Raw genomic sequence first — 23,024 nt, 5'->3', positions numbered from 1 at the left:
TAGCGGAGGGGGGCCTTTTTTCTGGCCGTGTTTCTGGCCGCACTTTTGTCCGCAACCGGGGCATAATCGTCGACATGAAGCTGAAAACCGCGCTCCTCGCCTCCGTCCTGCCCGTCGCCCTGGTCATCGCCGCCGCCGCGCCGGCCCTGGCGCAGACGCCGATGCCCGACCCGCTGGACGACCGTTCGGCCAAGCGCATCGAGAAGATGGAGAAGGTCGTGCGCGAGCTGCGGGCGATCGTCTTCCAGGGGCGCGACACCGGCAAGCCGGTCGTCGTCCAGACCGCCGAGACCGACGCCCAGATCGCCGCCCTCAACGAGCGGATCTCCGACCTGGAGCAGACCATCCAGAAGATGAACGGCCAGAACGAGGTTCTGACCCACGACATCGACCAGGCCCGCCGCGGCGCCGACAGCCAGAAGACCCGCGCCGACCAGCTGGAGCAGCGCCTGGCCGCCCTCGAGGGCAAGATCACCACGCTGGAAACCGCCGCCGCCAACGCCGCCGCCGCCCAGGTTCCGGCCGCGCCGGCCGTCGCGGCCGATCCCGCGACCGCCTTCAAGCAGGCCCGCCAGCTGCTGCTGGACGGCGACTACGCCGGCGCCGAGAACGCCTTCGGCGGCTTCGTCGACGCCTATCCCGACGACGCCAAGGCCCCCGAGGCCCGCTACTGGCTGGGCGAGACCCAGTTCGTCCGCGAGGCCTACGGCGACGCGGCCGGATCCTATCTGGGCGCGGTGCGCGGCTGGCCGCAGACCAGCTGGGCGCCGAACGCGGTGCTGAAGCTGTCGCGCTCGCTGGTGGCGCTGAAGAAGCCCGCCGACGCCTGCCGCACGCTGGACGAGCTGGCCAAGCGCTATCCCAAGGCGCCGGCCGACGTGGTCGGCAAGGCCAAGAGCACGCGCGCCCAGGCCAAGTGCGCGGCCTGACCGAGGACTTCGAGGCCGTTCTGGAACGGCGTCTGCGGCCAGGGGCGACCACGCCCCTGGCCGTCGGCTTTTCTGGCGGCGGCGACAGCCTGGCCCTGCTGAGGCTGGCCCTGGCCTGGGCCGTCGCCCGGGGGCGGCCGGTCCTGGCCCTGACGGTCGACCACGGCCTCAACCCCGCCAGCGCCGGCTGGACCGCTGACGCCCTCGCCAAGGCCAGGGCGCTGGGGGCGGACGCCAGGGCGCTGCGCTGGACCGGCGACAAGCCCTCGACGGGCGTGCCGGCCGCCGCTCGGGCCGCCCGCCACGCCCTGCTGGCGGCCGCCGCCCGCGAGGCCGGGGCGCGGGTCCTGCTTCTGGGCCACACCGCCGACGATCGCCTGGAGGCCGCGCGGATGCGCGCCGAGGGCTCGACCACCTCCGATCCGCGATCGTGGGGGCCGTCTCCGGCCTGGCCGGAGGGGCGCGGCGTCTTCGTCCTGCGGCCCCTGCTAGACGCCCGTCGCCAGGCCCTGCGCGACTGGCTGTCCGAACAGGGCGAGACCTGGCTGGAGGATCCGGCCAACGACGACCTTCGCTTCGCCCGCGCGCGGGCCCGCGCCGCCCTGGCGCGCGAGGACGCGGTCGTTGCGTCGGAGGCGCGCGTTTCGGCGCCGACAGTCGCGTTCGAGGGCGAGCACGCCCTGCGCCTGCCGCGCGCCGCCTCCGCCGTCCAGGTCGCCGCCGCCTGCCTGTGCGCGGCGGGCACCACCACGCCGCCGCGCGGCGAAAGGCTGGAGCGGCTGGTGAGCCGGCTGCGGTCGGGCGAGACCTTCACCGCCACCCTGGCCGGCGCCCGGATCGTCGCCGACGAGGCCGGCGCGCTGTTCGTACGCGAAGCGGGGGAGGGCGGGCGCAGCGGCCTATCGCCGCTGGTCCTGGCGGCCGGCGAGACCGGCGTCTGGGACGGCCGCTACGAGGTGACGGCGTCCGACGCGCCGACGACCATCCGGCCGCTCGGCGGGCTGGCCAGCCGTCTGCCGGCGGACGAAAGCCAGGCGCTGAAGGCGTTTGCCGCCTCCGTCCGGCCGGTGCTGCCGGCGGCGGTCGACGCCCTCGGCGGGGTCTCTAGCCCGATCCTTGCAGGGGACGGGACGATCCGCGCGCGCGTGCTGATCCGGGAAAGGTTCGAGGCCGCGACCGGTCTCATCGATCAAGAACCCGCGACATGACATCGCGCGCGTGGCGAAAAGCCGTCCGCCGTCCTATCTTGGGTCGACGAGCGCTATCTTTGGGAAGACGACGCGTATGAATCTGAGGAATGTCGCCATCTGGCTTGGGGTCGTTGTCGTCCTCATCATGGCCTACAGCGTCTTGCAGCGCGGCGGTCCGACCGGGCGCGCAGGCGAGGTCAGCTATTCGCAGCTGCTCAAGAACATCGACGCGGGCCAGGTGAAGTCCGCCGAGATCAACGGGCAGCAGGTCAAGATCGCCTCGCCCGACGGCAAGACGACCTACACCGTCAACGCTCCGCCCAACAGCGAGGACCTGATCAAGCGCCTCGAAGCGCGCAACGCCGAGATCAAGATCCAGGACGGCGGCCGCTTCAGCCTGGTCAACCTGCTGCTGAACATGCTGCCGATCCTGCTGCTGATCGGCGTGTGGATCTTCTTCATGCGCCAGATGCAGGGCGGCACGAAGGGCGCGATGGGCTTCGGCAAGTCCAAGGCCCGCCTGCTGACCGAGAACAAGAACCGCGTGCTGTTCGACGACGTCGCCGGCGTGGACGAGGCCAAGGAAGAACTGCAGGAGGTCGTCGACTTCCTGAAGGACCCGGCCAAGTTCCAGCGCCTGGGCGGCAAGATCCCCAAGGGCGCGCTGCTGGTCGGCCCTCCCGGCACGGGTAAGACCCTGATCGCCCGCGCCGTGGCGGGCGAGGCCGGCGTGCCGTTCTTCACGATCTCCGGTTCGGACTTCGTCGAAATGTTCGTCGGCGTCGGCGCCAGCCGCGTGCGCGACATGTTCGAGCAGGCCAAGAAGAACGCCCCCTGCATCATCTTCATCGACGAAATCGACGCCGTCGGTCGCCATCGCGGCGCCGGCCTGGGCGGCGGCAACGACGAGCGCGAGCAGACCCTCAACCAGCTGCTGGTCGAGATGGACGGCTTCGAGGCCAACGAAGGCATCATCCTGATCGCCGCCACCAACCGTCCCGACGTGCTGGACCCCGCGCTGCTGCGTCCGGGCCGCTTCGACCGCCAGGTCGTGGTGCCCAACCCCGACGTCGCCGGCCGCGAGAAGATCCTGCGCGTGCACATGAAGAACGTGCCGCTGGCCGCCGACGTCGACGTCAAGACGCTGGCGCGCGGCACCCCGGGCTTCTCGGGCGCGGACCTGGCCAACCTCGTCAACGAGGCGGCCCTGACGGCCGCGCGCAAGAACCGCCGCATGGTCACCATGCACGACTTCGAGCACGCCAAGGACAAGGTCATGATGGGCGCCGAGCGCCGCTCGATGGCCATGAGCGAGGACGAGAAGAAGCTGACGGCCTATCACGAGGGCGGCCACGCCCTGGTGGCCCTGAACGTCCCGGTCGCCGACCCGGTGCACAAGGCCACCATCGTGCCGCGCGGCCGCGCCCTGGGCATGGTCATGCAGCTGCCGGAAGGCGACCGCTACTCGATGAGCTTCGACCAGATGACCTCGCGCCTGGCCATCATGATGGCCGGCCGCGTGGCCGAGGAACTGATCTTCGGCAAGGAGAAGATCACCTCGGGCGCGTCGAGCGACATCAGCGCGGCCACCAACCTGGCCCGCAACATGGTCACCCGCTGGGGCTTCTCCGACGACCTGGGCACCGTCGCCTACGGCGACAACCAGGAAGAGGTGTTCCTGGGTCACTCGGTGGCCCGCACCCAGAACGTCTCACCCGAGACCATGATCAAGATCGACAGCGAGATCCGTCGCCTGGTGAAGGGCGGCGAGGACGAGGCCCGCCGGATCCTGACCGAGAAGCTGGAAGACCTGCACTCGGTGGCCAAGGCCCTGCTGGAGTTCGAGACCCTCAGCGGCGAGGAGATTATCGGCGTCACCAAGGGCGTCACGCCCAAGCGCGACGAACCCGAGGAGAAGAAGCCGACCGGTCCGGTCGCCTCGGTCCCGGTCTCGCCCACGGGCGTCACGGCCTAAAGGTCGATCACCTTCGCGAATAATGCGAAAGCCGGATCCGTTCGCGGGTCCGGCTTTTGTTTTGCGCGTTAGGTAGCTCCATGAAGATCGCTCTCGCCGCCGCCATGCTGGCGCTTTCGCTACCCGTCGCCGTCAGGGCGGCCGAGCCCGCCGCGGTGGGGATCGCGCTGGAGAACTACGCCTATCCGCACCCGGTCGCGTTTCTGCCGCTGGAGCACGGCGGCCACGCGGTGCGCATGGCCTATATGGACGTCGCTCCGACCGGCCCCGCCAACGGCCGCACGGCGCTGCTGCTGCACGGCCGCAACTTCCCGGCCGGCTACTGGGCGTCGACGATCAAGGCCCTGACCGCCGCCGGCTATCGCGTCGTCGCCCCCGACCAGATCCAGTTCGGCAAGTCGTCCAAGCTCGACGACGAGCCCGTCAGCTTCGATCGCATGGTGCAGGACACTGCCGCCCTGCTGGATCACCTGAAGATCGACAAGGTCGAGGTCATCGCCCACTCGATGGGCAACCATGTGGGCGTGCGCTGGGCGCTGGCCCATCCGGCCCGCACCGGACGCCTGGTGATGTACGGTCCGGTCGGACTGGAGGACTATCGCCTCTACACGCCGACCACGCCGCTGGCCAAGCTGGTCGCCGACGACGAGGCCAAGGGCCCCGAGGCCTATCTGAACGAGCTGATGACCAGCTACGGCCTGACCCTGCCGCGCGAGGCCATGGCGCCCTATGTCGAGCTGCGCGAAGGCCTCAAGCGTTCGGGCGAGTGGCCGCGCTACGCCCGCAGCTTCGCCGCCAGCGCCGTTGCCATCCGCGATCAGCCCTACCTGCAGGACCTGCCCAAGGTGTCGGTCCCAGTGCTGATCCTGGCCGGCGATCGCGACGGAACCGCGCCCGGCAAGGGCTACGCCAAGCCTGAGGACAAGCCGAAGTTCGGCCACGTGCTGGCCCGCGCCAAGGCCCTGGCGCCGACCATGCGGAACGCCAGGGTCGAGGCCTTCGACGCCGGCCACCTGCTGCACCTGGAACGGACCGAGCGCTTCGACGCCGCCGTTCTGGCCTTCCTCGGCGAAGGCCGGTAGAGCTTCCCTTCGAAGTTGAATGAAAGGGAAGTCGATGAAGACGTCGATGCCGCTCCTGCTGGCCGCCGCCATGGCGTTCGCGCCCGCCGCCGCGCTGGCCGCCTCCAAGCCGATCCATGTCGACGGCATGACCGGCCCGGAAGTGGTCAAGTGGCTGCAGGACGCCGGCTACAAGGCCGAGCTGACCACCGACAAGACCGGCGATCCGCTGATCAAGAGCGCCGCCAACGGTGTCAATTTCGACATCTACTTCTACGACTGCACGGCCAAGCCGCGCTGCAAGGCGCTGCAGTTCTCGGCCGGCTTCGACCTGAAGGCGCCGCTGTCGGCCGGCAAGATCAACGAGTGGAACCGCGACAACCGGTATCTCAAGGCCTATATCGACGACGATGGCGACCCCTACGTCCAGTACGACGTCAACCTGAACGCGGGCCGCACCATCGAGGTGCTCGACGACGACTACGGCGTCTGGACCTCGATGATCGACGACTTCACCAAGTTCATCGGCTGGTGACGCACGGGGGTCATGGGGCTAAACCGGCCCCATGATCCAAGCCGTTCCAAGCGTCATGGGCGTGGTCAACGTCACGCCCGACAGCTTCTCGGACGGCGGCCGGTTCTTCGATCCCGCCGCCGCCCTGTCTCACGCCCGCCGGCTGATCGACGACGGCGCGTCCATCCTCGACATCGGCGGCGAGAGCACGCGACCGGGCTCGGCCCCGGTGTCCGAGGCCGACGAGATCGCCCGCGTCGTCCCGCTGATCCGCGCTCTCCGCGCCGAGAGCGACGTGACGATCTCGATCGACACCATGAAGCCGGGCGTGGCCCGCGCCGCCGTCGCGGCCGGGGCCCATATCTGGAACGACGTGGCGGCCCTGCGCTTCGCGCCCGACGCCCCCGAGGTCGCCGCCGAGCTGGGCTGCGACGTGATCCTCATGCACATGCGGGGCGAGCCTGGCACCATGCAGGACGAGCCGCGCTACGACGACGTCGTCGCCGAGGTCGAGGCCTTCCTGCTGGCTCGCGCCCTGACCGCCATGGCCGCCGGCGTCGAGCGCGAGAAGATCTGGCTCGATCCCGGCATCGGCTTCGGCAAGACGCTGGAGCACAATCTGGCCCTGCTGGCCGCCCTGCCGCGCTTCGTGGCGCTGGGCTATCGGGTGCTGCTGGGCGCCAGCCGCAAGCGCTTCATCGCCGCCGTCGACCCCCGCGCCCAGGACGCCCGCGACCGCCTGGGCGGCTCGCTGGCCGTGCACCTGCACGGCGCGGCCTGCGGCGTGGAATCTGTGCGCGTTCATGACGTGCGCGAGATGACCCAGGCCCTGGCGGTCTGGAAGGCGATCGGGGCGGCGGGGCGCTGACCCGATGCTCCTCCCCGTGCAACGGGGGAGGGGGACCGAAGCGGTGGAGGGGGCGAGGCTGGGCTCATTGCCGGCGGTCGCCCCCTCCGTCACGCTGCGTATCCGCAGCGCGCCACCTCCCCCGCTAAAGCGGGGGAGGAGTAGGGGCTCTAGGCCCCCGTCAGCTCCGCTCGCTCGGGCAGGGTCTCCGGAGTGCGGACGTTCCAGGCCAAGCCCAGGCGTTCGAGCAGGCGGATGAAGGCGAAGCCGAAGTCGGCCTGGCCGGGATAGAGGCCGATGCGGGCCGAGCCGGGCCAGGCGTGGTGGTTGTTGTGCCAGGCCTCGCCCATGGTCGGGATCGCCGCCCACGGCACGTCGTGGGCCTGGACGCCAGAGGTCTCGACCAGCCAGCTCTGCGGGCCGGTGCGGTGGGCCAGGCGTCCGACGTACCAGTGGCCGGTCACCGACACGCAGACCCGTGCGGCCACGCCCCACAGCAGCCACGACCAGCCGCCGAGCGCGAACAGCGCCAGCGCCACGGGCGCCTGCTGCAGCATCCAGGTGCGTTCCAGGAACTGATAGAAGCGGTCCCCCGTGACGCGGGGCGGCAGCACCTGGCTGGGCGGCGTGTCGAGCGCCAGCCGGCCGTGCAGGTTCCAGGCGTAGTCGGTCCAGAAGCCGGCGCGATTGGAGAGGTAGGGGTGGCAGGCGGCCTGGCGCTGGCCCCAGTCGCGCAGGTCGTGGGCGGCGATCATCGCCAGCGGCCCGCTCATGCCCACCAGCGTGCCCAGCCACATCATCAGATAGTCCAGCCAGCGCGGGCTTTCGAAGCTGCCGTGGATCAACCGGCGGTGAAAGCCGACCGAATGTCCGACCAGCAGGGTGGCGCCGGTCAGGACGACGAAGACGGCCAGAGCGCTCCAGCTGAAGAAGAACGGCGCGGCCAGGGTCCCGGCCAGCATGACGCCCTGCCACAGCGAGGTCGCCGGCGCCCAGGCCACGCGCCCTGTCACGGCGTCGCCGCCGGCGTCGGGCGCGATGGAATGGACGGCGTAGGGATCGTCGTGGTGGGCGCTCATGCTAGGGTTCCTTCGCGTTCATAGGCGACATGCACGACGACCCAGCCGACCACGGCGCCCGTGCCGGCCTGGCTGGCGAGAGCGACGGCCAGCCCCATGGCTTCGTCCGACAGGGCCGATCCCCAGACGACGAGGCCCGGGACGAGGGCGGGCAGGGAAAGGACCGCGCCGGCGGCTGTGCCGATCCAGCGTGAGCGGGCGCCGCACAGGTGCAGGACCGTCCAGACGGGAAGGCCAACCAGCAGCAGACCGCCGACCCAGAGCGGCGCGGCGACGACGAAGCCGGCCGCCGCGACCAGCGGGGCGAGCTCGGGAAGCTCCCCGAAAAGGCTCGGGACGAAGAGCCAGCCTGAAACGAGGACCGATCCGACTGCGGCGCCAACGATGATGGCCGCCAAGACCGCGCCGGCGCTGGTGCGGCCGTTCATGCCCTGGCCCTATAGGCGTAGGCGATGGTCTGCAGACCCACCACGGCGCCAATGACGACCAGGCCCGTGGAGAAACCCCAGGGGGATCCCACGATATCCGCAAGCAGGTGATTTCCGAAGGTCAGCAGGATGGTGGCGGTCGCCAGGCCCGTGAGCACGGCGCCGGCCGTCGCGCCCGCTGGCGGGGAGCCGAGGCCGCGCCGATGCAGCCACCACCCGACCGGGCCGCCGAGCAGGAGTAGGCCGATCAGCCAGACCGGCGCGGAGACGATGAGGGCGACCACGGCCACGAAGATCGCCAGGCTTCCGCTCGTCGGCACGGACATGACGAACGCCATCGCCGTCGTCAGCAGGGCGCCGGTTCCGACGCCGAGCGCCAGGGCCGTGACGGCATCGCCTCTGGTCGGCTGGGCTGGGCGCGGCGACGGATCCATGGCGGCCTCCATAAGAAACAATATAAGTTATTGCTTAAATACCTCATCGCTAATTTGCAAGCGATTAGCGAACCGCTTAAATGATGGTCCATGCAACGCGTATTCGAAGCCCTGTCGTCGACGGTCCGGCGCAAGATCCTGGCCTATCTGGCCCATGCCGACCTGACGGCGGGCGAGATCGCCTCGCGGTTCGAGATCTCCAAGCCGGCGGTCTCGCAGCACCTGTCGATCCTGGAAGCGGCGGGCCTGGTCAGCAGCGAAAAGCGCGGCCAGTTCGTGCACTACAGCCTGACCCGCGACAGCCTGGTCAACACGCTGAACGAGTTCGTGCAGGAGGTCTGCCCGGTCTCCAGGCCGCTGAAGGCCGAGAGCGCGCGCCTGAGGGCCAAACGCGACGGCGAGTGATCGGCAACGACGTCGGCCAGCCGACGTTGTAGGCTCTTCGAACCTTCGCTTTTCGGGGAGCCCGCCGATGATCCGCCCACTGTTCGTCGCCGGCCTGGCCGTCCTGGCCCTGGCCGCCTGCGAGAAGAAGACCGAGGCGCCCAAGCCCGCGCCGACGCCCGACAACCTGGCCCAGACCCCGCCGCCGGCGACGCCCGCCGCCGCCGAGCCCAAGCAGATCGTCTATGCCTGCGCCGACGGCAGCGTGCTCAAGGCGACCTATCCCGACGACAAGACCGCCGTCATCGACTACGGCGACAAGACCCGCACGCTGACCGTGGCCATGTCGGCCAGCGGCGCGCGCTATGTGGGCGAGGGCCTGCAATGGTGGACCAAGGGCATGACCGAAGGCATGGTCGCCCCGCTCAAGGACGGCGAGGACGTCGCCAGCGCCAAGCCGGTCGAATGCATGGCTCCGTCCGACGCGGGGAAATAGGGGGGCGTTTCTCTCCCTTCCCCCTTGATGGGGGAAGGGCGGGGACGGGGGTGACTGCTGACTTGGCGGCGGTGCGGCATCCAACGCCGCACCACCCCCACCCCTGCCCCTCCCCCATCAAGGGGGAGGGGGTCATGGAAAATCGCCAACTCGTTCTATGAGCTTCTCACAGCAGGCTTGGCTGCGCCGGCTCCACGGCCTCCGCCGTCGCCGCCTCGCCGCGCCGGCGCTGCTCGGTCTGGGCGCTGAAGCGGACGTCGGGGTCGCGGTCCTGGGCCAGCGTCCGCAGGGCGTCCTCGTCCAGCAGGCTCCAGGCCTTGCCGCGATCAGCGCCCCTGGGCACGCGCGGCAGCAGGCCCGGCTCGGCGCTCCACGCCAGCAACTGCTCCAGGGAGGCCGCGTCCAGCATGTCGCGCAGATGGTGGGCGGTGACATAGGCGTCGGGCAGGGCGCGGTGCGCCGGCAGGCCCAGCGCGTGGACCAGGCCCCGGGGCATGCGCTGGTAGCGCAGCATCTGGTTGGAGAAGCTGGTCAGATGCGGCCACAGCCGCAGGGCGCACTTCCAGGTGCAGATCCAGGCCGCCCCGCCGGCCAGCGCCGGCGTGCAGTAGCGCTGCTCGAACGACGCCCGGTGGGCGGCCAGGGCCGCAACGCCGCCGTCGGGCCGCAGCACGCCGGGCGCGGCGTCCTTCCAGAACGGCGAGCCGGCGACCTCGGCGTCGAGAATGTGGTGAACCGCCATGGTTTCCGGCGAGATCGGGCGGCCGGGATTGACCAGCAGCGCGCCTCGATCCTCGTCGACGCGCCAGCGGCCGTCCGGGTCCTGGACCACGTCCTGCCAGCCGATCTCGCAGACGTCTTGGGGGCCGTTGCCGGCGGTCTCCAGGTCGATGACGCGGATGCGTGTCATCAGGCCAATATGGGCCTTGGCGGGCTCGGGGCCAAACGGCCCGGCGCCCAAAACTGTCAGCTGACTCGCAGGAAGGCGCGGCCGGCGGCGAAGTCGCCGACCTCGACATAGGCCCGGCGGACGGTCTCGCGCCCGTCGCGGCCCTGGATGACGAACTCCACGGTCATCGCCTCGCGGGGGTCGAGCCGGGCGATGACGTCGCCGGCCTCGCGCGGGAAGCGGAAGGCCATGCCGGTCTTGGCCCCGGTCGGCATCAAGGTCGGGGCGGGGGCGGCGTCGCGGGTCTCGGCGCCGAACACCCGGCTGGCGGCGCGGGGGGCGGCGTTGTCGGCCAGGCCGCCGCCGTTGCGGGCCTTCAGGTAGGGCCCCTGGGTGCGGCCCGGGTCGCGCATGACCAGCCGCGCGGCGTAGGGGCGGGCGCCGTCGGCGAAGGTCGCCACGGCCAGCAGTTCGGTGTTGCGGCCGGCCAGGCCGAACACCAGCCGGTCGCCGCCGAAGGTCGAGGGCTGAGACAGTCGCCAGAACGGGATGGTCGCCGAGCTGGCGCGGTCGGCCTGCCAGCTGGCGCGGTCGCCCGGATAGTTCATCCGCTGCAGCAGGGCGTAGCCCTCGAAGGCCTTGCGCACGCGGCCCGCAGCGGTGGTCAGGTCCTTGGAGCCGCAGGGAACCGAGGCCGCCTTGGCGTGGGCGCGCTGCTGCACGCCGTCCAGCTGCTCGACGCTGGCGCCGGCGCGCAGAGCCGCGCCCCGGGCTTGGGCCCGCCCGGCGTCGAGGGCGCCCGATAGCGAGGGGCTGAACAGGCCGCAGCGCGCGCCGGCGGCGCTCATCAGGCTGCGTTCGTAGAAGACGTCGGAGGGGGTGGCCGTGGCCGTCTGGGCCGCGCCGAGCGCGGCCGCGGCGACGAGCGTCGCCGCCAGGCGCCGCTTTCGCGGGGCGGAGGTCTTCACGGTGGCCATTTTCTCGTATTCTGCGAGAGAGGATGTTCGAGCGGACCTTAGCCGCTCCTGGTTGCGGTTCGGTTAGCGATGCTTCTTTCGACGGATCTATGGGTGGGCGCGCTGATCCGCCGCGCCGAGTTGGGCGGCGCCTTCGCCATGGTGGTGCGCAAGGGCGACGCGCGGGCCGGCGTGGTGCTGGTCAAGGTGGTCGACCGCAAGGCGGGCACGGTGCGCCTCTACAGCGAGGCCACGCGCGGCGACGGCGAGCGGGTGTGGATGCAGCCGACCAAGTCCGACTTCGAGCCGGATCTCGACGCCTATGCCGAGCGGGCGGCCCGCATCGACCCCGACGTCTGGGTGGTGGAGATCGAGGACCGCGAGGGCCGTCACTTCCTCACCGAGGCGGTCGAGGGCTGAGCGCTGGCCGGGACGACGAGCCGCACGGCGTTCATGCAACGATCCACAGCATTAACCCTGCCGCTAAACCAGACCTAAAGTAGAGCGCGTCAGGATGTCGCAGGTCTCCCAGCAGCCCCCGTCATCCGACCATGCTCTTCCTGATGAACGACGTCGTGCTCAGCCTGGACGCCGCCGAACTGTCGCCGCCGATGACGCGCGACCGTTTCGCCGCCCTGTCGCTGAACTTCGTCGCCGAGCTGGGCAAGGAGCTCTTCGCCGAGGAGCCGCTGCTGCACCACAAGCAGCTGGAGAAGGCCAAGCGCCTGGCGGCCCTGATCATCGCCAAGGCGCCGGAGATCAACGCGGTCCTGTTCGTCGCGCCGGCGCGCGGCTGCCTGATCGAGCAGGTGCAGGTGCGCTACGCCCAGATCGGCCTCGAGGTCATGGGCGCGTTGCATCAGCGCCAGAAGGCGGGCCAGTTGACCAATCTGGAAGCCGACCGCCAGGTCTGGCGTCGGTTGGCGGCCTGACGTCGCCGGCTGGCTTACATTAACAAGCCGGCCACGATGTTCAGGACCAGGGCGATCACCACCAGTCCGGCCAGCACCGTGCCCAGGCAGAGCGCGCTCTGCCCCAGCGGGCGGCTTCCCAGGGAACGGTGGCGGATGTGATCACGAGGGTCTTCGGCCAGAGCCATGTCGTTTCCTCCGTCGCCCCGATGGCTCTCGGGGGCCGAACGTCGGCGACAAACAAGAGCATGACTCCAATTCCCCAAGTTGAATAGGGTCTTTTCGAACGCCTGTTCGTCGGGCGGCGAAAACCTCGTACAGGCAAGCTGGGCCCTTGTGCCGCACCCCAATGTCCGGCAAGGCTCAACGTCAAATTGTGTCGGGGGGTGAGCTTGGTTTCGCGGATGGTGGGCGTTGGGCTGGCCCTGGCGACGGCCCTGGGTGTCTGTGGTCCTGCCTGGGCGCAGGGCGGAGGCGCGCCGCCGGCGTCGCCCGTCGTCCAGGCCCCTGTCGTGCAGGCAGACGCGCCCGGTCGCTGGATCCGCGGCGAGAGCGAGCACTTCATCGTCTATTCCGACCGCAGCGAGGCCCTGATCCGCCGCTACGTGACGATGCTCGAGGATTTCGATGCCGTCCTGCGAACCCTGCACGGCAAGACCGACGTCGAGACCCCGCGCAAGCTGCCGCTGTACCTGTTGTCCGACACCCGCCAGCTGCGGCGGGTGATCCCGAACGCCGACGAGCGCCTGCAGGGCATCTACCTGACGGGCGTCGAGGACATCTTCGTCCTGGCCATCCGCAACGACGACAATCTGGGCGACCGCACCAACGGCGACGACACGGTGCTGCACGAGTACACCCACCACTTCATGATGCAGTACTTCCCGGACGCCTATCCGGGCTGGCTCGTCGAGGGGCTGGCCGAGTACTACAAGACCATCGACCTGCAGATGAAGCGGGTGAGGATCGGCGACTTCAGCCGCGGCCGGGCCAGTTCGCTGCTGAACGACAAGTGGCTGCCGATGTCGGACATCCTGTCCAAGCGCGCCTCGCAGTTCGATCGCGACGACGCCCTGACCTTCTACGCCCAGTCCTGGCTGCTGACCCACTACATCTGGAGCGACAAGGAGCGGCGCAAGAAGCTGCAGGACTATCTGGAGCTGGTGCGCGACCACCAGGACCCGATAGCCAGCTGGACCAAGCTCTACGGCCAGGATTCGGCGACCCTGGAGAAGACGCTGCGCGGTTACATGAAGTCGCTGCCGGTGCTGACCATCGGGCGCGAGCCGCCCAAGCCGCAGATCGCCTTCTCGCGCCTGCCGGCCGGCGCGGACGACCTGATCCTGGAGGTCCAGCGCCTGAAGGGCGGGGTGGCCAAGGCCGAGGCTCCGGCGCTGCTGGCCCAGTTCCAGCAGATCGCCGCCAAGCGCCCCAACGAGTATTACAGCCGCCTGGCCCTGGCCCGGGCCGAGATCGACCTGGGCGACCGCGCCAAGGGCGAGGCGATCCTGACCACCCTGCTCGACGAGCGGCCTGACGACCTGGAGACCCTGCAGGTCATGGCCTACAGCCGGCTGGAGGCCGCGCGGCGCCTGGCCCGAACGCCGGCCGACCGTGACAAGGCCAAGGCCGTCTACGCCGAGGCCGCCACCTATCTTGGTCGCGCCCACAAGCTGGACGGCGACAACTACCTGACGCTCTACGGCTACGCCGAGACCAAGTCGCTGGACCGCGAGCCGTCGCAGAATACGCTCAACGTGGTCTTCCGCGCGGCCTCGATCGCGCCGCAGAACCCGGCCATCCGCGTCAACGCAGCGCGGCTGTTCATCCGCGCCAAGCAGTACGAGATCGCGCGGGAGCTGCTGGAGCCCGTGGCCGGCAATCCGCATGGCGGGGCCCAGGCCAGGCGCGCGGGCCAGCTGCTGACGACGCTGGAGGGCAAGGCCGACGGCGAGGCCCTGAAGCCCGCGACCGCCGCCGCGGCCTCGGGGGAAGGTGACAAGGACGCGCCGGGGGGGTAGTTGCGCGGGATGAGCACCTCTCCCGCCGCTGAAGCCGCCCGTCGGCGCACCTTCGCCATCATCAGCCACCCCGACGCCGGCAAGACGACGCTGACGGAAAACCTGCTGCTGGCCGGCGGGGCGATCCGCGCGGCCGGCGCGGTGCGCGCGCGCGGCCAGGCCCGCCGCACCCAGTCGGACTGGATGAAGATCGAGCGCGAGCGCGGGATCTCGGTCAGCGCCTCGGTGATGACGTTCGACCACGACGGCCTGATGTTCAACCTGCTCGACACCCCGGGCCACGAAGACTTCTCGGAAGACACCTATCGCACCCTGACTGCCGCCGACGCGGCCGTGATGGTGCTGGACGCCGCCAAGGGCATCGAGCCCCAGACCCTGAAGCTGTTCGAGGTGTGCCGCCTGCGCGACATCCCGATCATCACCTTCATCAACAAGATGGACCGCGAGGCCCAGGACCCGTTCGAGCTGCTCGACGAGGTCTCCTCGAAGCTGGCCCTCGATCCGGCGCCGCTGTACTGGCCGGCCGGTTCGGGCGGGCGCTTCAAGGGCATGCTCGACCTGCGCAGCCAGCAGTTCCTGCCCTACGCCAAGAAGAGCTCGACCGACGAGGAGGGCCACCCCGACGCCGTGGCCTTCAACGGCAACGCCATCGTCCAGTACCTCGATCCGGACGAGCGTTCGGAGCTGGAGGACAACGCCATGCTGGTCACCGAGGCCGGCAAGCCGTTCGACGTGCAGTCGTTCCTCGAAGGCCACATGACGCCGGTGTTCTTCGGCTCGGCGCTGCGCCACTTCGGCGTCGACCAGCTGCTGGCCGGCATCGGCGCCTATGCGCCCGCGCCCAAGCCGGCCAAGGCCAGCAAGGCCGGGGCCGAGACCCACGTCGCCCCGGGCGACAACGAGGTCTCGGGCTTCGTCTTCAAGGTCCAGGCCAACATGGATCCCAATCACCGCGACCGGATCGCCTTCCTGCGCCTGACCAGCGGCCGCTTTACGCGCGGCATGAAGCTGAAAGCCCAGAACACCGGCAAGGCCATGAGCGTCAACGCGCCGATCATGTTCTTCGCCTCCGATCGCGAACTGGCGGAAGACGCCTTCGCCGGCGACGTGATCGGCATTCCCAACCACGGCGTGCTGCGGGTGGGCGACAGCCTGTCGGAGACCGGCGCCCTGCGCTTCGCGGGCTTGCCCAACTTCGCGCCGGAAATCCTGCGCCGCGTTCGCGTGAAGGATCCGCTGAAGGCCAAGCACCTGAAGAAGGCGCTGGAAGGCCTGGCCGAGGAAGGCGTCACCCAGCTGTTCCGCCCGATGATCGGGTCCGACTTCATCGTCGGCGCCGTCGGCCAGCTGCAGTTCGAGGTCATGGCCGACCGCCTGGGCAACGAGTACCAGCTGGACGTGATCTTCGAGGCCAGCCCCTACGCCGAGGCCCGCTGGCTGGTCGGCGAGCGCGCCGACGTCGAGGACTTCGAGAACAAGCACAAGTCGGCCATGGGCCGCGACATCGACGACCAGCCGGTGTTCCTGGGCAAGTCGTCCTGGGAGATCAACTACGTCGCCGAGCGCTATCCGAAGGTGCGCTTCGAGCGGACGAAGGAACGGGGTTAGGCTGCGGACTCAATTGCGCTGCGAGTCGGGTCTAAGCATTTCAATCGCTTATTGCTCGTCATCCCGGAAAGCGCGAAGCGCTTATCCGGGACCCAGGGGCCGGCGCAATGCAGGCGGCCCCTGGGTCCCGGCTCTACGGTCCGCTACGCGGCCCTTCGGCCGGGATGACGATTAGAAAGTACTCGCGCAATTGAGTGCGCAGCCTAGCCCGGTCCGGCCTCGGCCGACTTCAGGCGCTGGTAGACGGTCTGGATCTCCGGATCGGTCGGCGAGATGGCGTAGGCCTTGGCCGCCGCGCGGCGGGCCTCGACCAGATCGGGCGGGGCGCCGCCCTTGCGCTCGAAGCGGTCGATCCAGGCCGCCGCCTCGACCGTGGCCAGCATGGCGGTTTCGGTCTGCGAGGCCGGGGCCTTGGAGCGCCAGAAGTCGCGGGCCGTCTCGATCGCGCGGTTGGGATGACCGGCGGCGCGCTGGAACCAGGCCAGGTGCAGGGCGATGTCCGACCACGGCGCGCCGCAGGCGTTGGCCAGCTCGCGCCAGGACTGCGCCAGCTGCGCGCCCTGCCGGTGCAGTTCGTTGCGCTTCAGCGCCCGCACCCACGGCCCGCGCAGGGCGCGTTCCGGCAGCTTGCCGTCCCGCCGGGCCATCTCGGCGGCGTGGACGGCCTCCAGGTCGGCCACCGTGGCGAAGGGGCGGGGATATTCCGGGCCGAGTTCGTCGCGCATTTTCTGGTGGGCGCGCTCCTGCGGCGACACGGCGGCCCTGACCGCCGCGACCGCCGGGTGATCCGATGCGGGCGCCACCAGAAGGCCGTCGGGCAGTCGCCCGAACGGGAAACGCATGCGGCCCTTCGGCCCGCCGCAGACCAGAGCCTGGCGGGCGAGGTCGACCTCGAGGATCGGCAGGGGCTCGTCGCTCTCGCCGTCGTCCAGCGCGCAGCCGTCCAGCAGGGCCGGATCGGCCGCGTCTGTCTTCAGCCACCGCTGCAGCAGGCGCCCGTCGATCTCGACTTCGCTCATCCCTCGACCCTCCAGGCGTTCGCGGAGGCGGTTCTAGAGCGCGTCAGGCGGAAGCGTGAGCGGTTTCGCCGATTAACGCGCTCTAGATGTTTGATTTAGAGCCTTCACGCCTTTCGCAGCCCGTAGTCCCGCGCCATCTGGCGGTAGAGTTCCATGAAGGCGTTGGCGTCGTAGCGGCCGCCGTTGTCGATCTTCTCGGGATGGGGCGCCGGCGCGCCTGCGATCGCCGCGCCGGGGGCCTCGGCGGCGTTGATCCCCTGCGACAGCAGGTTGGGACGCGGGCCCTCGCCGGCGTTCTTGCCGTCCTGGTCGAAGATCGCCTCCTGGTGGCGGGTGGGTTCCCAGATGAACGTGCCCCAGCCGCGCTGGCCCGGCGCGTCGAACACCAGGTCGTTCACGTAGCGCTTCCGGCTGGAATATTCGGCCACGTAGAAGCCGTGGTCGCGATAGCGCTCGCCGAAGCGGGCGAAGGTGTTGGCCCAGTCGCCCTCGGCCGCCTGCTGGTAGCAGGAGAAGCCCGTGGCGTCGAAGCGCACGCCGCGCGAGAGCAGGCTGTCCATCCAGTGGCTGACGATGGTCCAGTGGCGGCCCAGGTGATTGTGCAGGCTGGTCTTCACGCCCGGAACCGTCTCGCGCGAGGCGTCCAGGCCCGCGCTCAGCAGGCGGGCCAGCTTGTCGAAGCCGCCGGCGTCGGGAACGTTGAGGTGCACCGCGTCGGTGGCCGGGTTGCCCGTCGGGACGGGCAGGGGCACGCGGCCGTCGGGCCACAGCATGCCGAAGGTGATCTCGTTGCCGATCACCACCATGTCGGGCTTGGCGCCGGCCTTGACCAGCGCGGTCAGCACCTGGCGGGTGTGGTCGCCGACCGCCTTGACCAGGGCGTCGAACGGCATGTCCTTCCAGGCGGCGGGTTTGCCCTGTTTCTGCGGGTCGGCCCAGGTGTCGCTGTAGTGGAAGCTGATCGTCAGGTGCATGCCCGCGGCCTTGATCCGCTTGGCCATGGCGACGGTCTGGGCCAGGCCCGCCCACGGATCGGTCTTGCGACGCTCCGAATAGCCGTTCTCGGGATTGACGAAGACGCGGATCTTGATGGCGTTGAAGCCGGCGTCGCCGAGGATGGCGAGAATGTCCTGCCTGCGGCCATTGGCGAAGAACTGCGCGCCGTCGGCCTCGTCCTGCGGGATCCAGGTGACGTCGGCGCCCAGCAGGAACGGACCGGGGCGGGCGCCGGGTGTCGATGCGAGGGCGTGCGGCGCGGCCGACAGCAGGGGCAGGGCGGTCAGGCCCGCGGCGAAGGCGCGGCGGTCGAGGGTCATCGGCGGCTTCCTCCAGGGACCGCCTAGGCGGGCGGTCTCATTATTTGGGATATCATTTCAATATATATCCTAGCGGCAATGCGCGCCAAAAGGGAAGGGGCGCGGCGGGCTGGCGGCGGCCTCGCCAGCCGCTATAGGAGGGACGTTCGCAACCGGAGCCGTCCCCGCATGACCCGCCAGCTCGCCATCGGCCTCGTGGCCCACGACGACAAGAAGGCCGACCTGGTGGCCTGGGCCAAGGCGAACGCGGCGTTCCTGGAAAGGAACGTCCTCTACGGCACCGGCACCACCGGCGGCCGGGTGCTGGAGGCGCTGCCGCAGCTGCAGCTGACCCGCCTCAAGAGCGGCCCGCTGGGCGGCGACCAGCAACTGGGCGCGATGATCGCCGAGGGGCGCCTGGATATCCTGATCTTCTTCGTCGACCCGCTGTCGCCCCAGCCCCACGACGTCGACGTCAAGGCGCTGATCCGCCTGGCGACCCTGGCCGACATCCCGTTCGCCTGCAACGCGGCCACCGCGACGCTGGTGGTGAAGGGGCTGCAGTAACCGCCTTCGGCGGCGCCCTTCGGCCCTCTGGGCCACCTCCCCCTCTGGGGTAGCTGTCGCGGAGCGACTGAGGGGGCGCCGTAGGCGCTACCCCGGAAACTTCATCAGGTTCGGCTTGGGGATCGCGGCCTTGAAGCTGCCGCGGCTCTTTGACGTGTCCAGTCCGAACTCGGCCCAGGCGGCCAGGAAGCCGGTCTGCGGCGCGCCGGCGGCCAGCGGGACGAGGTTCAGCGTGGGCCGTGCGGCGACCAGGGCGCGGGCGGCGGCCCAGGCCTCGGGCTCGGCCGCGGCGTAGGCGCCGTCGGCGGCCACCAGTTCGCCGGCCAGGGCCGGATCGGCGAAGCGCAGCGTCACGGGCGCGTCGGCCGGCAGGTCCGACAGGCTGGTCAACGCCTCGATCACGGCCGACAGACTCATCCTGGCGGGGGAGGTGCGGCGCTCGCCGCCGGCCGCGCCCTTGATCGCGGCTGCGCCCGTTCCGCCGTCCAGCTTCCGTACGAACGCCCATCCGCCGTAGCCGGGGTCCTGCTTGCAGAGAGCGGCGGTCCAGAGGGTTACGGCGGGGCTGGTCATGGAAGGGTTCCTAACGCCTTGCGCGGCTATCCGCCACTCCGCGTGGTAACGACCCTGAACAAAGTGTAAACAATACCCTAAATCTTAGAGTTAACGTCATTTTCACTTCGGTGAACCGGGTTATAATTTGTGCGTGCGCACCTTCTCTCGGTTGTGCGCCGGTGAAGCAAAAAGCGTGCCAAAATGGGTCAAAAGCCCGGATTTCACGGCCATCCGGGCGATCAAAGTTAATGTGATCTGAATATTCGTGGTTAATGGCCGATTCAGACCCGTTAACCCCTTGTTAAGAGCGTTGGCTCCGGTTTTGCTGATCTCGCGTCAAATCCATCCCGGCCGTGCCGAGGTGGGACGATCCCGGTGCGGAGTACGCGAGCGATGTTCGAATTCGTGGGGCGCGATCTGAAGCGACTGCTGGGCGTCGAGGGCCAGGGACGGCTGTCCCACGCCGCGGCGCATCGCGAAGGCCTGACCGGCGGCGACACCGCGCTGCTGGAGCTGATGGACCTGCGCCTGCTGACCAACGAAGCCCGCGCCGCCGACGTCGCCGCCGGCCGCATCGGCTGCAAGGACCGCGCGGTGCGCCTCCTGGAAGCCGCCGTGGTCTGGCGCGAAGTGGCCCGCCGCACCGGCGACGCGGCCGCCCTGCGCAAGGGCGCGGCCCAGGCCGAGGCCGCCGCCAGGCTGGCCGACGCCGAACGCAAGACCGATCTCGTCTGCGCCGCGCGCTGCGAGCAGGCGGTGCTGGCCATGCTGGGCGCCGAGCTGTTCGGCGACGAGGGCCTGCACGCCGCCGCCGGCGCCACGCTGTCCCTGGCCAAGACCAGCCACGGTCCGCACGCGGCCCTGGCCGCCAGCCTGCTGGCCGCCGTCGACGGCCGCATGGCGCTGTCGGAAAACGACGTCGACCGCGCCCTGGCCGCCGCCCAGGCCTTCGAGGCGCCCCTGGCGATCCTGGCCGGCGAGCGCGGCGCCAAGTGCGGCGGCGCCCGCCTGCAACTGGCCGAGCAGCGAGCCGCCCGAATCGACCTGCTGCTGGCCTGCGCCGTGCGCCTGAAGGATCGCGCGCTGGTCGAGGTGGCCCTGTCCGAATGCCGCACGGCGCTGGCCGCGCTGGACCCCGATTTCGAGCCTCTGACCTGGTCGCGCCTCGAGCTGCTGCGCGCCGACGCCCTGGCCCGGCTGGGCGATCTGGACGGCGAACTGTCGCTGATCGCCGACGCGGTCGAGGCCGCGACCCAGGCGCTGGAGCCGCTGGACCCCGGCCACAGCCCGCTGGACTGGGCCCGCGCCCAGGCCTCGCTGGGCGAGACCCTGCAGACGATGGGCGAGGCCACGACCTCCGAACGCTGCTTCGAGCAGGCCGTCACCTGCTTCGACCGCGCCACCCACATCGTGAAGGTGCAGCCGGCCCTGACCCTGCGCGCCGCCGTGGCCAACAACCGCGCCCTCAGCCTGGCGCGCTGCGCCGAACTGACCGCCGACCTGGCCGTGCTCGACGCCGCCGAAATGGCTTTCAAGGCCGAGCTGGCCGATCAACCCGGCGCTCGCGACCCGGCCGGCTGGGCCGTGGCGCAGATGAACCTGGCCCGCCTGTACGAGGCCCGGGTCGAGATCACCGGCCGCGACGACGGCCGCCTCGACCGGGCGGCCACCGCCCTGGCCGTGGCCTTCGACATCTTCGCCGAGCTGGGCCTGCGGTCGCTGACCGACATGGCGGCCCAGGGGTTGCAACGGATCAAGCAGGCGAACGCCGCCTGATCCGAAATGAAACGCGGACGCCGCTTCGGCGGACGTCCGACAAGACCATAGGGATGATACAGTGATCGCTTCGTTCGTTCTCGCCGCCGCCGTCACCACCGCCGCTCCGGTCCTGCCGGCCGAGCCGCAGGCCCGCGTGGTCCAGGTGGCGCAACCGCGCGAAGCCGTCGCCCTGCTCAGCTGCATGGTGAAGAACAACGGCGGTCTGGCCGACTGCAGCGTTCAGGCCGAAAGCCCCCGCGACCTGGGCGTCGGCGACGCCGCCCTGCAGATGGCCTCGCAGATCCAGGTCGAGCTGCTGGGCCCCGACGGCAAGAGCCGCGCCGGCTCGTTCATCGACGTGCCGATCCGCATCCGCATCCGCTGAGCAGGTCACGCGTCCCTGCGCGGGGCGCCCATACGGAAAGGCGCCGCGGCGGCCCTTCGGTCGTCGCGGCGTCTTGCGTTGCGGGCGGTTGCGGCGAAGTGGGCGGCTATTTCGCCAGGCCCGACTTCTGCAGCGTCTTGTAGGCCTTGATCACGCGCTGGAGCTTGTGCTCGGCGCTGCGGTCGCCGCCGTTCATGTCGGGGTGGCAGCGCTTGAGCAGTTCCTTGTAGCGCGTGCGGATGGCCGCGGCGTCGGCGTCGGCGTCCAGGTCCATGTCGGCCAGGGCCTGGCGTTCCAGCTTGCCGATCGCGCGGCCCGAGCCGGCCGATTCCGCGCGGCGCTGCTGGGCGCGGAACAGGCCGAAGGGGTCGGCCATGTTGCGGGCGTCGCGGGCGGCGGCGGCGGCGGCCTCGCGCGAGCCAGCGTCGGCCTTCATGCTCCAGGTCGGCCGGCCGCCGGTCATCTTCTCGCGCTCCTGCTCGGCGCGAATCTGACCCTCGTTCATGCCGGCGTAGAAGTTCCAGTTCTTGTTGTACTCGGCCGCGTGCTGCTGGCAGAAGTCGTAGTACTGGCCGGGCAGGTCACGGCTTTTGGGCGCCTTGGCGTCGGCCGGGCGCAGGCAATCGGCATGGTCGCAGCGCTTCTGGCCGGGCTTGAGCTTGTAGACGTCGTCGGCGCGCGGACCCTCCTCCTCGCCCGGCTTGGGCGGGCGGACCCGGATGTCGAAGAATTTGGGGCGATACTCGAACGCGCGGCTCATGGCGCTTAGAGTAAGCGCAGGCTATTTCCGTTCAAGGATTGACATGTCGGAGATCGCCATGGGCGCCGTCGCGGACACCATCGAAGCCAAGCTCAACGCCGCCTTTTCGCCGACCCGGCTGGAACTGGTGGACGACAGCGATCGCCACAACGGCCATGCCGGCCACCGGGAAGGCGGCGAGAGCCACTTCAACCTGACCATCGAGGCCCAGGCCTTTGCCGGCAAGCCGCGCGTGGCCCGCCAGCGGCTGATCTTCCAGGCCCTGCGCGAGGAGATGGCCGGGCCCGTGCACGCTCTGTCGATCGTCGCCCTGGCGCCGGGCGAAAGCTGAACCGGGAGGAGCGGTTTGCGCTTGCATAACCGCCCCGCGACTGATTGCCTCGGTTCCCGGCGCGATCCTGCCGGGATCCGAGGGATGGCATGAGCGCCGCACGACTTTCTTCCGACGTTTCAGCTTCCGACGAAGCCGCCATCGCCGCGCGGCTGCCGGACTATCTGGCGCGATCCTACGCCCGCTATTCGAACTTCACCGTCGCCAGCGCCGTCGTCGACGAGCAGGGCGGCGTGCACTTCGGCGTCAATGTCGAGAACGCGGCCTATCCGTCGGGCACCTGCGCCGAGCAGACCGCGATCGGGGCGATGATCACCGCCGGCGGGCGCAGGATCGCGCGCGTCTACATCGCCGCCGGCTCGGACGCCGTCGTCCAGCCCTGCGGCGCCTGCCGCCAGCGCATCGGCGAGTTCGCGGCCAGGACCTGCGAGATCGTGTCGGTGCAGGGCGGGGCCGCCACCGTGCGCACGCCGTTCTGGAGTCTGCTGCCCGAAGCGTTCGGGCCGGCGGATCTGGAGTAGGGGGCTGGGGGGACCCCCTCCGGCCCTCTGGGCCACCTCCCCCAGAGGGGGAGGATCTTTGGCGCCCAGATGCTCCCCCTCTGGGGGAGCTGTCGCGTAGCGACTGAGGGG

The 23,024-nt window shown here is 70.2% G+C and carries 27 protein-coding genes; 17 read left to right on the top strand and 10 right to left on the bottom strand.

Annotated features, from left to right (window positions below):
* Window positions 1–74 precede the first annotated feature (74 nt).
* From ybgF to folP, 6 genes are all read left to right on the top strand, one after another.
* On the top strand, window positions 75–929 hold the full coding sequence (ybgF, locus tag C1707_RS00705) for a tol-pal system protein YbgF (RefSeq protein ID WP_101712329.1): 855 nt from the start codon (window positions 75–77) through the stop codon (window positions 927–929).
* Window positions 926–2,137 carry a tRNA lysidine(34) synthetase TilS gene (gene tilS / locus C1707_RS00700; protein ID WP_101712408.1) on the top strand — a complete coding sequence of 404 codons (1,212 nt, stop codon included), beginning with the start codon at window positions 926–928 and terminating at the stop codon, window positions 2,135–2,137. The genes ybgF and tilS overlap by 4 nt, the downstream gene beginning before the upstream one ends.
* A gap of 76 nt (window positions 2,138–2,213) precedes the next feature.
* Entirely contained in the window at window positions 2,214–4,094 is a 1,881-nt protein-coding gene (gene ftsH / locus C1707_RS00695; RefSeq protein WP_101712330.1) for an ATP-dependent zinc metalloprotease FtsH, read from the top strand.
* A gap of 80 nt (window positions 4,095–4,174) precedes the next feature.
* Entirely contained in the window at window positions 4,175–5,176 is a 1,002-nt protein-coding gene (locus C1707_RS00690) for an alpha/beta fold hydrolase (RefSeq protein WP_101712331.1), read from the top strand.
* Between the two features lie 34 nt (window positions 5,177–5,210).
* Window positions 5,211–5,690: a YbjN domain-containing protein gene (locus tag C1707_RS00685; RefSeq protein ID WP_101712332.1), complete on the top strand. Its 480-nt coding sequence runs from the start codon at window positions 5,211–5,213 to the stop codon at window positions 5,688–5,690.
* A gap of 31 nt (window positions 5,691–5,721) precedes the next feature.
* Window positions 5,722–6,537, top strand: coding sequence for a dihydropteroate synthase (gene folP / locus C1707_RS00680; protein WP_101712333.1), 816 nt, complete (start codon window positions 5,722–5,724; stop codon window positions 6,535–6,537).
* A 149-nt stretch (window positions 6,538–6,686) separates the two neighbouring features.
* On the opposite strand, the gene C1707_RS00675 is transcribed toward folP, so the two are convergent.
* The 3 genes from C1707_RS00675 to C1707_RS00665 are packed head-to-tail and all read right to left on the bottom strand — an operon-like array spanning window position 6,687 to window position 8,457.
* Window positions 6,687–7,595 carry an acyl-CoA desaturase gene (locus tag C1707_RS00675; RefSeq protein WP_101712334.1) on the bottom strand — a complete coding sequence of 303 codons (909 nt, stop codon included), beginning with the start codon at window positions 7,593–7,595 and terminating at the stop codon, window positions 6,687–6,689.
* Window positions 7,592–8,023: a hypothetical protein gene (locus C1707_RS00670; RefSeq protein ID WP_101712335.1), complete on the bottom strand. Its 432-nt coding sequence runs from the start codon at window positions 8,021–8,023 to the stop codon at window positions 7,592–7,594. The genes C1707_RS00675 and C1707_RS00670 overlap by 4 nt, the downstream gene beginning before the upstream one ends.
* The gene (locus C1707_RS00665; protein ID WP_145998331.1) at window positions 8,020–8,457 is read right to left on the bottom strand and encodes a hypothetical protein; all 438 of its coding nucleotides are present in this window, start codon (window positions 8,455–8,457) and stop codon (window positions 8,020–8,022) included. Before C1707_RS00665 ends, C1707_RS00670 begins: the two co-directional genes overlap by 4 nt.
* A gap of 90 nt (window positions 8,458–8,547) precedes the next feature.
* Between C1707_RS00665 and C1707_RS00660 the strand changes: the two genes are divergently transcribed.
* Complete coding sequence (locus tag C1707_RS00660) at window positions 8,548–8,862, top strand: metalloregulator ArsR/SmtB family transcription factor (RefSeq protein WP_101712337.1); 315 nt, start codon at window positions 8,548–8,550, stop codon at window positions 8,860–8,862.
* 67 nt (window positions 8,863–8,929) lie between these two features.
* Complete coding sequence (locus tag C1707_RS00655) at window positions 8,930–9,337, top strand: MliC family protein (RefSeq protein WP_101712338.1); 408 nt, start codon at window positions 8,930–8,932, stop codon at window positions 9,335–9,337.
* A 166-nt stretch (window positions 9,338–9,503) separates the two neighbouring features.
* On the opposite strand, the gene C1707_RS00650 is transcribed toward C1707_RS00655, so the two are convergent.
* Both C1707_RS00650 and C1707_RS00645 read right to left on the bottom strand, forming a co-directional pair.
* On the bottom strand, window positions 9,504–10,247 hold the full coding sequence (locus C1707_RS00650) for a DNA polymerase III subunit epsilon (RefSeq protein ID WP_101712339.1): 744 nt from the start codon (window positions 10,245–10,247) through the stop codon (window positions 9,504–9,506).
* 56 nt (window positions 10,248–10,303) lie between these two features.
* Entirely contained in the window at window positions 10,304–11,203 is a 900-nt protein-coding gene (locus C1707_RS00645; RefSeq protein ID WP_420808215.1) for a hypothetical protein, read from the bottom strand.
* A gap of 69 nt (window positions 11,204–11,272) precedes the next feature.
* On the opposite strand from C1707_RS00645, the gene C1707_RS00640 reads away from it, so the two are divergent.
* Both C1707_RS00640 and C1707_RS00635 read left to right on the top strand, forming a co-directional pair.
* Complete coding sequence (locus tag C1707_RS00640) at window positions 11,273–11,602, top strand: DUF1491 family protein (RefSeq protein WP_101712340.1); 330 nt, start codon at window positions 11,273–11,275, stop codon at window positions 11,600–11,602.
* 131 nt (window positions 11,603–11,733) lie between these two features.
* The gene (locus C1707_RS00635) at window positions 11,734–12,114 is read left to right on the top strand and encodes a hypothetical protein (protein WP_101712341.1); all 381 of its coding nucleotides are present in this window, start codon (window positions 11,734–11,736) and stop codon (window positions 12,112–12,114) included.
* A 14-nt stretch (window positions 12,115–12,128) separates the two neighbouring features.
* On the opposite strand, the gene C1707_RS25890 is transcribed toward C1707_RS00635, so the two are convergent.
* The gene (locus tag C1707_RS25890; protein ID WP_164467236.1) at window positions 12,129–12,281 is read right to left on the bottom strand and encodes a hypothetical protein; all 153 of its coding nucleotides are present in this window, start codon (window positions 12,279–12,281) and stop codon (window positions 12,129–12,131) included.
* A 204-nt stretch (window positions 12,282–12,485) separates the two neighbouring features.
* Here C1707_RS25890 and C1707_RS00630 point away from each other — a divergent pair, with 204 nt between their 5' ends.
* Both C1707_RS00630 and C1707_RS00625 read left to right on the top strand, forming a co-directional pair.
* Window positions 12,486–14,114 carry a hypothetical protein gene (locus C1707_RS00630; protein WP_145998333.1) on the top strand — a complete coding sequence of 543 codons (1,629 nt, stop codon included), beginning with the start codon at window positions 12,486–12,488 and terminating at the stop codon, window positions 14,112–14,114.
* A gap of 9 nt (window positions 14,115–14,123) precedes the next feature.
* On the top strand, window positions 14,124–15,722 hold the full coding sequence (locus C1707_RS00625; protein ID WP_101712343.1) for a peptide chain release factor 3: 1,599 nt from the start codon (window positions 14,124–14,126) through the stop codon (window positions 15,720–15,722).
* Window positions 15,723–15,925: 203 nt separating this feature from the next.
* On the opposite strand, the gene C1707_RS00620 is transcribed toward C1707_RS00625, so the two are convergent.
* Window positions 15,926–16,741, bottom strand: a complete 816-nt coding sequence (locus C1707_RS00620; RefSeq protein WP_101712344.1) for a hypothetical protein — start codon at window positions 16,739–16,741, stop codon at window positions 15,926–15,928.
* A gap of 104 nt (window positions 16,742–16,845) precedes the next feature.
* Complete coding sequence (locus C1707_RS00615; protein WP_101712345.1) at window positions 16,846–18,057, bottom strand: glycosyl hydrolase 53 family protein; 1,212 nt, start codon at window positions 18,055–18,057, stop codon at window positions 16,846–16,848.
* A 168-nt stretch (window positions 18,058–18,225) separates the two neighbouring features.
* On the opposite strand from C1707_RS00615, the gene C1707_RS00610 reads away from it, so the two are divergent.
* Window positions 18,226–18,603, top strand: coding sequence for a methylglyoxal synthase (locus tag C1707_RS00610; RefSeq protein ID WP_101712346.1), 378 nt, complete (start codon window positions 18,226–18,228; stop codon window positions 18,601–18,603).
* Between the two features lie 87 nt (window positions 18,604–18,690).
* Here the strand turns inward: C1707_RS00610 and C1707_RS00605 are convergent, their stop codons facing one another.
* Window positions 18,691–19,176 carry a ribonuclease H family protein gene (locus tag C1707_RS00605; RefSeq protein ID WP_101712347.1) on the bottom strand — a complete coding sequence of 162 codons (486 nt, stop codon included), beginning with the start codon at window positions 19,174–19,176 and terminating at the stop codon, window positions 18,691–18,693.
* Window positions 19,177–19,551: 375 nt separating this feature from the next.
* Between C1707_RS00605 and C1707_RS00600 the strand changes: the two genes are divergently transcribed.
* Entirely contained in the window at window positions 19,552–20,934 is a 1,383-nt protein-coding gene (locus tag C1707_RS00600; RefSeq protein ID WP_101712348.1) for a tetratricopeptide repeat protein, read from the top strand.
* 61 nt (window positions 20,935–20,995) lie between these two features.
* Entirely contained in the window at window positions 20,996–21,301 is a 306-nt protein-coding gene (locus C1707_RS00595; RefSeq protein WP_101712349.1) for a hypothetical protein, read from the top strand.
* 106 nt (window positions 21,302–21,407) lie between these two features.
* On the opposite strand, the gene C1707_RS00590 is transcribed toward C1707_RS00595, so the two are convergent.
* Complete coding sequence (locus C1707_RS00590; protein WP_101712350.1) at window positions 21,408–22,061, bottom strand: J domain-containing protein; 654 nt, start codon at window positions 22,059–22,061, stop codon at window positions 21,408–21,410.
* Between the two features lie 58 nt (window positions 22,062–22,119).
* On the opposite strand from C1707_RS00590, the gene C1707_RS00585 reads away from it, so the two are divergent.
* Both C1707_RS00585 and cdd read left to right on the top strand, forming a co-directional pair.
* Window positions 22,120–22,392 (top strand): BolA family protein, encoded by a 273-nt coding sequence (locus C1707_RS00585; protein WP_101712410.1) that lies wholly within the window; start codon window positions 22,120–22,122, stop codon window positions 22,390–22,392.
* Window positions 22,393–22,481: 89 nt separating this feature from the next.
* Complete coding sequence (cdd, locus tag C1707_RS00580; RefSeq protein WP_101712351.1) at window positions 22,482–22,913, top strand: cytidine deaminase; 432 nt, start codon at window positions 22,482–22,484, stop codon at window positions 22,911–22,913.
* The last annotated feature ends 111 nt before the right edge of the window (window positions 22,914–23,024 follow it).

Source organism: Caulobacter flavus, from assembly GCF_003722335.1.
GTDB lineage: Bacteria > Pseudomonadota > Alphaproteobacteria > Caulobacterales > Caulobacteraceae > Caulobacter > Caulobacter flavus.
The sequence above is the reverse complement of the archived record's forward strand: the minus strand, read 5'-3'. Positions and strand labels throughout refer to the sequence as shown.

What these genes read in the sequence shown, in the direction of transcription:
- C1707_RS00610 (WP_101712346.1), top strand. Translation starts at nt 18,226, where the DNA reads ATGACCCGCCAGCTCGCCATCGGCCTCGTGGCCCACGACGACAAGAAG.
- C1707_RS00615 (WP_101712345.1), bottom strand. Translation starts at nt 18,057, where the DNA reads ATGACCCTCGACCGCCGCGCCTTCGCCGCGGGCCTGACCGCCCTGCCC.
- C1707_RS00625 (WP_101712343.1), top strand. Translation starts at nt 14,124, where the DNA reads ATGAGCACCTCTCCCGCCGCTGAAGCCGCCCGTCGGCGCACCTTCGCC.
- cdd (WP_101712351.1), top strand. Translation starts at nt 22,482, where the DNA reads ATGAGCGCCGCACGACTTTCTTCCGACGTTTCAGCTTCCGACGAAGCC.
- C1707_RS00650 (WP_101712339.1), bottom strand. Translation starts at nt 10,247, where the DNA reads ATGACACGCATCCGCGTCATCGACCTGGAGACCGCCGGCAACGGCCCC.
- C1707_RS00665 (WP_145998331.1), bottom strand. Translation starts at nt 8,457, where the DNA reads ATGGATCCGTCGCCGCGCCCAGCCCAGCCGACCAGAGGCGATGCCGTC.
- C1707_RS00640 (WP_101712340.1), top strand. Translation starts at nt 11,273, where the DNA reads ATGCTTCTTTCGACGGATCTATGGGTGGGCGCGCTGATCCGCCGCGCC.
- C1707_RS25890 (WP_164467236.1), bottom strand. Translation starts at nt 12,281, where the DNA reads ATGGCTCTGGCCGAAGACCCTCGTGATCACATCCGCCACCGTTCCCTG.
- C1707_RS00655 (WP_101712338.1), top strand. Translation starts at nt 8,930, where the DNA reads ATGATCCGCCCACTGTTCGTCGCCGGCCTGGCCGTCCTGGCCCTGGCC.
- C1707_RS00635 (WP_101712341.1), top strand. Translation starts at nt 11,734, where the DNA reads ATGCTCTTCCTGATGAACGACGTCGTGCTCAGCCTGGACGCCGCCGAA.
- C1707_RS00620 (WP_101712344.1), bottom strand. Translation starts at nt 16,741, where the DNA reads ATGAGCGAAGTCGAGATCGACGGGCGCCTGCTGCAGCGGTGGCTGAAG.
- ftsH (WP_101712330.1), top strand. Translation starts at nt 2,214, where the DNA reads ATGAATCTGAGGAATGTCGCCATCTGGCTTGGGGTCGTTGTCGTCCTC.
- C1707_RS00645 (WP_420808215.1), bottom strand. Translation starts at nt 11,203, where the DNA reads ATGGCCACCGTGAAGACCTCCGCCCCGCGAAAGCGGCGCCTGGCGGCG.
- C1707_RS00690 (WP_101712331.1), top strand. Translation starts at nt 4,175, where the DNA reads ATGAAGATCGCTCTCGCCGCCGCCATGCTGGCGCTTTCGCTACCCGTC.
- ybgF (WP_101712329.1), top strand. Translation starts at nt 75, where the DNA reads ATGAAGCTGAAAACCGCGCTCCTCGCCTCCGTCCTGCCCGTCGCCCTG.
- C1707_RS00675 (WP_101712334.1), bottom strand. Translation starts at nt 7,595, where the DNA reads ATGAGCGCCCACCACGACGATCCCTACGCCGTCCATTCCATCGCGCCC.
- C1707_RS00605 (WP_101712347.1), bottom strand. Translation starts at nt 19,176, where the DNA reads ATGACCAGCCCCGCCGTAACCCTCTGGACCGCCGCTCTCTGCAAGCAG.
- C1707_RS00600 (WP_101712348.1), top strand. Translation starts at nt 19,552, where the DNA reads ATGTTCGAATTCGTGGGGCGCGATCTGAAGCGACTGCTGGGCGTCGAG.
- folP (WP_101712333.1), top strand. Translation starts at nt 5,722, where the DNA reads ATGATCCAAGCCGTTCCAAGCGTCATGGGCGTGGTCAACGTCACGCCC.
- C1707_RS00670 (WP_101712335.1), bottom strand. Translation starts at nt 8,023, where the DNA reads ATGAACGGCCGCACCAGCGCCGGCGCGGTCTTGGCGGCCATCATCGTT.
- C1707_RS00585 (WP_101712410.1), top strand. Translation starts at nt 22,120, where the DNA reads ATGGGCGCCGTCGCGGACACCATCGAAGCCAAGCTCAACGCCGCCTTT.
- C1707_RS00660 (WP_101712337.1), top strand. Translation starts at nt 8,548, where the DNA reads ATGCAACGCGTATTCGAAGCCCTGTCGTCGACGGTCCGGCGCAAGATC.
- C1707_RS00590 (WP_101712350.1), bottom strand. Translation starts at nt 22,061, where the DNA reads ATGAGCCGCGCGTTCGAGTATCGCCCCAAATTCTTCGACATCCGGGTC.
- C1707_RS00685 (WP_101712332.1), top strand. Translation starts at nt 5,211, where the DNA reads ATGAAGACGTCGATGCCGCTCCTGCTGGCCGCCGCCATGGCGTTCGCG.